This is a genomic window from Oscillospiraceae bacterium, assembly GCA_009780275.1.
Lineage (GTDB): Bacteria > Bacillota > Clostridia > Oscillospirales > UBA929 > WRAI01.
Map to the genome: position 1 here is coordinate 21,089 of WRAI01000034.1, position 6,335 is coordinate 27,423.

10 protein-coding genes are annotated in these 6,335 nt (G+C 39.7%); all 10 read left to right on the forward strand.

What is annotated here, in order from left to right; translation table 11 throughout:
- Nucleotides 1-369, forward strand: a complete 369-nt coding sequence (locus FWE06_09335) for a hypothetical protein (GenBank protein ID MCL2547362.1) — start codon at nt 1-3, stop codon at nt 367-369.
- An 88-nt stretch (nt 370-457) separates the two neighbouring features.
- Nucleotides 458-1,009 carry a hypothetical protein gene (locus FWE06_09340; protein ID MCL2547363.1) on the forward strand — a complete coding sequence of 184 codons (552 nt, stop codon included), beginning with the start codon at nt 458-460 and terminating at the stop codon, nt 1,007-1,009.
- Between the two features lie 54 nt (nt 1,010-1,063).
- The gene (locus tag FWE06_09345) at nt 1,064-1,564 is read left to right on the forward strand and encodes a GyrI-like domain-containing protein (GenBank protein ID MCL2547364.1); all 501 of its coding nucleotides are present in this window, start codon (nt 1,064-1,066) and stop codon (nt 1,562-1,564) included.
- A gap of 10 nt (nt 1,565-1,574) precedes the next feature.
- Nucleotides 1,575-2,120, forward strand: coding sequence for a hypothetical protein (locus tag FWE06_09350; GenBank protein ID MCL2547365.1), 546 nt, complete (start codon nt 1,575-1,577; stop codon nt 2,118-2,120).
- Nucleotides 2,121-2,194: 74 nt separating this feature from the next.
- Entirely contained in the window at nt 2,195-2,695 is a 501-nt protein-coding gene (locus FWE06_09355) for a hypothetical protein (protein ID MCL2547366.1), read from the forward strand.
- Nucleotides 2,696-2,777: 82 nt separating this feature from the next.
- A complete protein-coding gene (locus tag FWE06_09360; protein ID MCL2547367.1) occupies nt 2,778-3,287 on the forward strand; it encodes a hypothetical protein in 510 nt (169 codons plus the stop codon).
- Nucleotides 3,288-3,459: 172 nt separating this feature from the next.
- Nucleotides 3,460-4,998, forward strand: a complete 1,539-nt coding sequence (locus tag FWE06_09365) for a MerR family transcriptional regulator (protein ID MCL2547368.1) — start codon at nt 3,460-3,462, stop codon at nt 4,996-4,998.
- A 14-nt stretch (nt 4,999-5,012) separates the two neighbouring features.
- Nucleotides 5,013-5,489 carry a hypothetical protein gene (locus tag FWE06_09370; protein MCL2547369.1) on the forward strand — a complete coding sequence of 159 codons (477 nt, stop codon included), beginning with the start codon at nt 5,013-5,015 and terminating at the stop codon, nt 5,487-5,489.
- Between the two features lie 33 nt (nt 5,490-5,522).
- A complete protein-coding gene (locus FWE06_09375; protein MCL2547370.1) occupies nt 5,523-6,002 on the forward strand; it encodes a GyrI-like domain-containing protein in 480 nt (159 codons plus the stop codon).
- Between the two features lie 197 nt (nt 6,003-6,199).
- Nucleotides 6,200-6,335: MerR family transcriptional regulator (locus FWE06_09380; GenBank protein MCL2547371.1), on the forward strand; the 136-nt coding region annotated here is incomplete at its 3' end.

Consider the following 6,335-nt stretch of genomic DNA (forward strand, 5'->3'; position numbering starts at 1 on the left):
ATGTATCACTTGGGCGAGCGTATATGTTTTCTTATTGCCGTCCTAAGCCATAATGAGGTACATATTTTTTTCGGGCATCAAAGCATCGTTTGTACCAGCGATTTCGATAATTTTCCAATAAGCGATGAGTTAAAGGAATTCGTTTGGTCAAATCTTAGTGTATGTGGATATTGCGGTGAAGAACTACCTGACGGAATGACAATACAATCGAATGCCTGCCGTCAAGGCGATAATATCATTTTTGAAAAGAAATTTGACAACCTTTGTAATTGCCCAATTTGTTTTCACAATCCAGGCGCCGAAACATATGAAAAAATTAAAGAACTTGTGGAAGCGTGGAAGTATTGCATCGCTGAATTGAAAAAATAATTTTCGCAGTATAAGCACAATCGACCACGCCGATGGCGTTTCAAGCAATAGCGAAATTTTATATTTTATGAAACAAGGAGAAAATCTAATGGAAAACAAAAAATTTACATTTGAATGTAATGGCAATAAGCTAACACGGGAAAGTTTTGAAGTAGTGAAATTCGCGCCTTACCGATTTATCGGCAAAACTGTATACGCACGAGCATTTATTAAAACAGGTTCAGCAGAAGTATTTAAGAGTTTGTGGGAGCATAGCGAATGGATTTTTAGTGCATTAGACGAATTAAAAGAATATGCTACCGATGAGGCTCATAATGCTGCGCTAATGACGTGGGAAAAGTTTGACGAAAAGAATGAATTATTTGGATATACCGTTGGTAGATTTATGAAACCAAATACCCCCGTTCCCACGGATATGGATTATTTCGATACGCCGGAAACACTTATCGGAAAAGCAGTTATAACAGGGACATATACTAATACTTTATACGATGCAGGTGGCGAAACATTATGCCATAATTATTTTGAAAATCAAGATAATTATGAGGCGGCACCGTGGAAATTCTTAGCGGAAATATATCCGACAGATAAATCTCCCTACGGATTTTATTTGCCTTCTAATCTGAAAAATCCTAATTAAGAAAGTCGGCGAATAATTAAACAACTAAATTATATTTAGATATGAGGTAAAACAATGATGGAAAACTTAGTAAGCGTAACACAAATTCATAGTGAGGGCTTTACACTACTTGGTAGAGAGTATTCATCAAATGCAGGAGCGGCGTTAGATTTCGGCTATATATGGGGTAATTTTTTTGAAACAGGCGGTTATGAGAAAATCCTTCCTCATCAGAAAAACAAGGATGAACATTGCGTAGACACGCTTGTATTCTATACCAAAAGCCCCGATTGCAAAACCGTTTATATCGGGCATATTGTTGATGGCATAACCGATATGCCGGAGGGTCATGTATTGGAAAAATTTCCTGCGAGTGAATTTGTCGTTGTAAGCTCCAACTGGCAACCCACAGAGGGCGAGTCACACGATGTAGCCAACGCAGGTAAAGATAACCTTAAAATACCCGACGGCTATATGGAAGATAGAGCAAGCCCCTATGTTCAAGTCGAGAAAATATATCATTGCCCCGAAAAAGGACACAAATTGGAGCGTTGGTATCCGATAAAGAAAAAATAAAGAGAAATTTATGGTGGAAATAAAGCTATCACTTGCCGAGCAGCAACAGAAAACAAAGCCCAAAATCGAAGATGTTATTGTCGAACTTCTTGACGGTGAGCGGCAACAAAACGCGCTTGACTTTGTTGCGTATTTGAGGGAGCAGAAATTGAATCCTCGCTGGACTGCTACAAATGCGTGGTGGGTTAAATACAAAGGTAAAAATCTTTTCAGTATACGACTACACGGCAATAATGGGGCGAAAGTATATTACGGATTAAACCCCGGCTCTTGGCATACTGCTCATTGGCTTGATATGTATTTGGTTGGCAATAACCCTGAACAATTTGATGATTTATTAAACTGCGATAGTTTCAAGAAGTTCTTGTGGTCTAATATGCACCCTTGCAAACATTGTTTGTGCTGCAAGCCCGGTCTTAGTGGAGTGTATTTTGGCAAAGAGTTCAATTCGGCTTGCGGAATACGGATTGAAAATCCCGATGCCAAGGGATTGGAACACACTAGAAAATTATTGGAATATAAGAAAAATTTGATTGCCGGGAGTAGTGGGAAATAGGCAGTAGTCGAAGCAATGGCTCGGCAATCCATATCAAACAAACTTTATATTTTGTGAAGCGAGGAGATAGCTCTATGAAACATATTTCACAAGCGACGGCACATTGTAATGAAATTGAATTATTCAAATTTCAAAGCGTGCGCTTAATTGGCAAATGGGTGCGAGATTACGGAATTTCACAAATTCCCAAAGATGAAGAAACGCTTAATATATTGAGAAGTCTACCAAATATAATACCTGGTTCATTTGTTGGCTGGATTGGAAATTACCACCCTGATAAATCAGCTATTTCCATATTTGGCGTGTTTGCACCTCCGGGTACGCCTTGCCCGGACGGATATGTTTTCAAAGATATATCCGCAGAATTATCAAGTGATGTTATTGCAAAAGGGGCATATGGAGAAAATAGCTGTATGTCGATTGTAGAAAAATTTGATGAACTCGGATACCAGTCCCCTTATTGCGGAATAGAAAGTTATGGTTGGTGGGAGGGCGAATTATATTTAGAGGGTGAGAATTTTGATGCTTATTCTGTTCTTATGCCCGTCCGTAAGATAGGGAGAACGCTCGTGTAGCGCAAAATAAGCAAAATCGACCACGCCGATGGCGTATCAAGCATAAATGAAAGTTTATATTTTGGACAGGAGATAAGTAAAAATGTCAGAACAAAATAACGTAAATATATTCGTTCAAATCGAACAAGAAATTAAAAACACCTTAAATGGCGACAACCAAAAAACGGCGTTAGATTTACTCGCTTATCTCAAAGATAGCGGATTTAAGACTGAGGGCGGCTTTCCTCCGCATTTTACTTATAAGGGGAATTGGAGTTGCGTTTTCGTATATTTCAAGGACGAAAATCATCCATCAGGGCACTGGTTTGTTTGCTGTCTGCCCGGCGAAATTGACGTGTCGGTGTGTAGTGACTTCTCCATTGACGAAAGCGTGAAAGAGTTTGCACAGGCAAATGTTAAGATTTGCGACAGTTGCTACGGCGAGTGCTTTGCGTTGGGTGGAAAGCGCAGGACAATTTTCGGCAAAGAATATGACGGTGTTTGTTGTAATATTTTTCATTTCCACGCTCCAAATAGCAATGAGTTAGAGAAAGTGAAGAAGCTGATGGATTTGCAGAAGTATATTATTAACGATACGCAATGCACCAAATAAGCAAAACTCCACAGCAATGGAATCAATATCAAACAAATTTTATATTTTCCGTGTTCGGCGGTTACACTCCGAGTGCGGAATTTTTATCAAAAACTTTACGAAAAAGGCTTGACATTGACACGGTGTCATAGTTTATGCTCGGTAGTAAAAACAGGAAAGGAACGCCGTCATAATGGAATTACAATCGGTCAGTCAAGTCGCAAAAACCTTTGGCATTTCAACGAGAATGTTGCGGTACTACGAGCAAGTCGGGCTTATTCAAAGTATCAGAAATGAGGACAACTCATACAGATACTACGATGAAACGGCATTGAAACGTGTACAACAGATAACCATTCTGCGGAAACTCCAAATCCCTGTCAAGCAAATCGCCGTCATTTTGGATAACCCCGATGTGGTAACAGCAACCGAAATTTTCAACGAAAACATTTCTACAATTCAAGCTGAAATTACCGCACTTGAAACTATCAAAACAGCGTTGAAATTATTCGTTGCAAAAATCGAAAAACTTGCCGCTGTTCGGTTGGACATGAACTTGTTGACCGATGAAACCGTAATGGAATTGGCACACTCCCTTTCCTTAACTCAAATTCAAACCCAAAAGAATGTTAAGGAGAACACAGCGATGGACGAGCTGAACAAGGCAGCCGAGACCCTAAACAAATCAAAATTAAATCAAGTACGAGTAGTTTACACCCCAACAGAAACGATAGCAATGTTGGGAAATGTAAACGAACCGCCAAGCAAACAATCAAAGGAACTCATGGCAAAGTTTATTAAAGATGTGGACTTATTCAAAATTAAACCCGATTTTAGATGTGGCTTTAACTACGGCTTTTTTGTAACAATACCCGATGACCTTGATGTTCCCGAACCATTCAAAAAACAAACTTTTGACGGCGGACTATGGGCGGTATATAAAATCACTCCCGACAATTTTGACGAGTTTGATATGGTAAGCGATTGGGTCAAGGATAGAGATGATTATTTAAGGGATTACCAACGCCCGCGCCATGATGTTTACTTCAATCCGCTCAATGTTTACGGTATGAAAAATACTGATTTATTCGATAGTTTCCATGACAAATACAAGGAAGCATACGAGCCTATAATGGAAGTCGAAAATCACACAAACGCAGAACAACATAGATTGAACGCCTTGTTGAAAAAGACTGAGGATTTAATTGCACAACGAACACCAACCGACATTGATTTGTCAAACATAAAAAGAGCGGGCGAACTTGACCCGATATATAACAATGGGATATTGGAAATCGTATCGGACGGCAATATGAATGGGTTGAAAACACCCAAAGAGTTTGCACTACCCATGAAAATTGACTTGCGAATTAAAACAGACAATCCCGATATTGTAATAAAGTACGCGCATGGTACGGTTCAATTAACGGATATGGGAAATTCGTTTGGAATGAATAACAGCGTTCTATTCTGGCCGTTTGAAGGTGGCGAATGGAGAGTGCATGAAAATTGCAGTAGTTTTCCGAGAAACGAATTTGTCGATATTGAATATATTTTTGGCAAGGATATTTGTGCAATAAAAATCAACGGCGAAGTGCGTTATCTTCGTGACGATGACGGGTATATAAAACTGTTTGCGGACAACCCCGATTTTTCTATTTCGTCTACGATAGATGTTTGCTCGTGGGGCGGATATGTGGGTGTGGAGCATTTGCGTGTTACGGAAATATAGGGAGGAAATTAAAAATGTCAGAACAAAAGAAAATCAAACCCAAGATAGAGGATGTCGGGCAATATCTTACCCCCGATAGGGCCGCCGCCATGTTAAGCCTTGTTGAATTTGTCCGCGCCAATAAAATTGGAGTCCAGCATAATTCGGGACAATCGTGGAAGTTGACTTGCAAGGGCAAAGGAATTGGCGCTCTGCACATACATGACGGCACATGGCGATTTGCCCAAAACTGCGCGTATATACACAAATATTATGAAATGGAAGAGGGCGACTTGAAATCTTTTGCCTTTGACCATATTTATGCGAAAACTTGCGGAGATTGCCAATGGAATCCGAGCGCACAAAAAGCGGGTTACATGAACCCAACAGGCTGTGGATGCTGGCCGTTGCGGATTTTCAACCCCGATGGCGAAGTGTTAGAATACACAAAGCAACTGATTGAGTATATGAAAAATTGTGTTATAGAGGAATGGCAAGCAGCGAAAAGTTAGCAAACAAATTTTATATTAGTGGAGGGTACTAACATGACAGACCGAAAAGCATTGTATTCACAAAAACAACACGGCGAATTTCTTTTTCTCGGTAAATTATATACCGATGAAAATATCAACTTCGGGAAGTGGTATGAGGACTTTAATCAGACAGGTGGATTTGAAAAAATAAATTCGTGCCGAAAAAGCGAAGATGGTTGCCTTGAAACCGTCCACTTTATGCTCCCAAAATTTTGGACTGTTTATATTGGTATTATCGTCGATGCAATAAACATAGTGCCGGAGGGGTATATATCAAAAAAGCTGCCCGGCGGTGAATTTTTCGTTGTGGCTTCCGAGTGGAAACCAACAAATGAAGAAGCGCATCAATCGTTAGATGAAAGTGAAAAGCTAAAGGAAACACCCAATGGATATGTTGAAGATGATATAAATTATGCTGTTATCGAAAAATTCTATGAATGTCCCCAAAGAGGACATAAATGGGAAAGATGGTATCCGATAAAAAAGCAATAGTGTAAACCCGCAGTATAAGCACAATCGACAATGCCGATGGCGTATCAAATCATTTGCGAAACTTTATATTATCCCGCATTCGAGGGTAAAATTCGAGTGCGGAGTTTCTTATCAAAAACTTTTGAAAAAAGGCTTGACATTGACACAGTGTCATAGTTTATGCTCGATATTGAGAACAGGAAAGGAGCATTGAAAATATGGAGCTACAAACGGTCAGTCAAGTCGCAAAAACCTTTGGCATTTCAACGAGAATGCTGCGTTACTACGAGCAAGTCGGGCTTATTGAGAGCATTAGAAATGACGATAATTCCTATCGCCATTACGACCAAGATA

Excerpts from the sequence above, each read along its gene's own strand:
- FWE06_09355 (MCL2547366.1), top strand. The coding sequence starts at position 2,195 with ATGAAACATATTTCACAAGCGACGGCACATTGTAATGAAATTGAATTA.
- FWE06_09350 (MCL2547365.1), top strand. The coding sequence starts at position 1,575 with ATGGTGGAAATAAAGCTATCACTTGCCGAGCAGCAACAGAAAACAAAG.
- FWE06_09365 (MCL2547368.1), top strand. The coding sequence starts at position 3,460 with ATGGAATTACAATCGGTCAGTCAAGTCGCAAAAACCTTTGGCATTTCA.
- FWE06_09375 (MCL2547370.1), top strand. The coding sequence starts at position 5,523 with ATGACAGACCGAAAAGCATTGTATTCACAAAAACAACACGGCGAATTT.
- FWE06_09360 (MCL2547367.1), top strand. The coding sequence starts at position 2,778 with ATGTCAGAACAAAATAACGTAAATATATTCGTTCAAATCGAACAAGAA.
- FWE06_09340 (MCL2547363.1), top strand. The coding sequence starts at position 458 with ATGGAAAACAAAAAATTTACATTTGAATGTAATGGCAATAAGCTAACA.
- FWE06_09370 (MCL2547369.1), top strand. The coding sequence starts at position 5,013 with ATGTCAGAACAAAAGAAAATCAAACCCAAGATAGAGGATGTCGGGCAA.
- FWE06_09345 (MCL2547364.1), top strand. The coding sequence starts at position 1,064 with ATGATGGAAAACTTAGTAAGCGTAACACAAATTCATAGTGAGGGCTTT.
- FWE06_09335 (MCL2547362.1), top strand. The coding sequence starts at position 1 with ATGTATCACTTGGGCGAGCGTATATGTTTTCTTATTGCCGTCCTAAGC.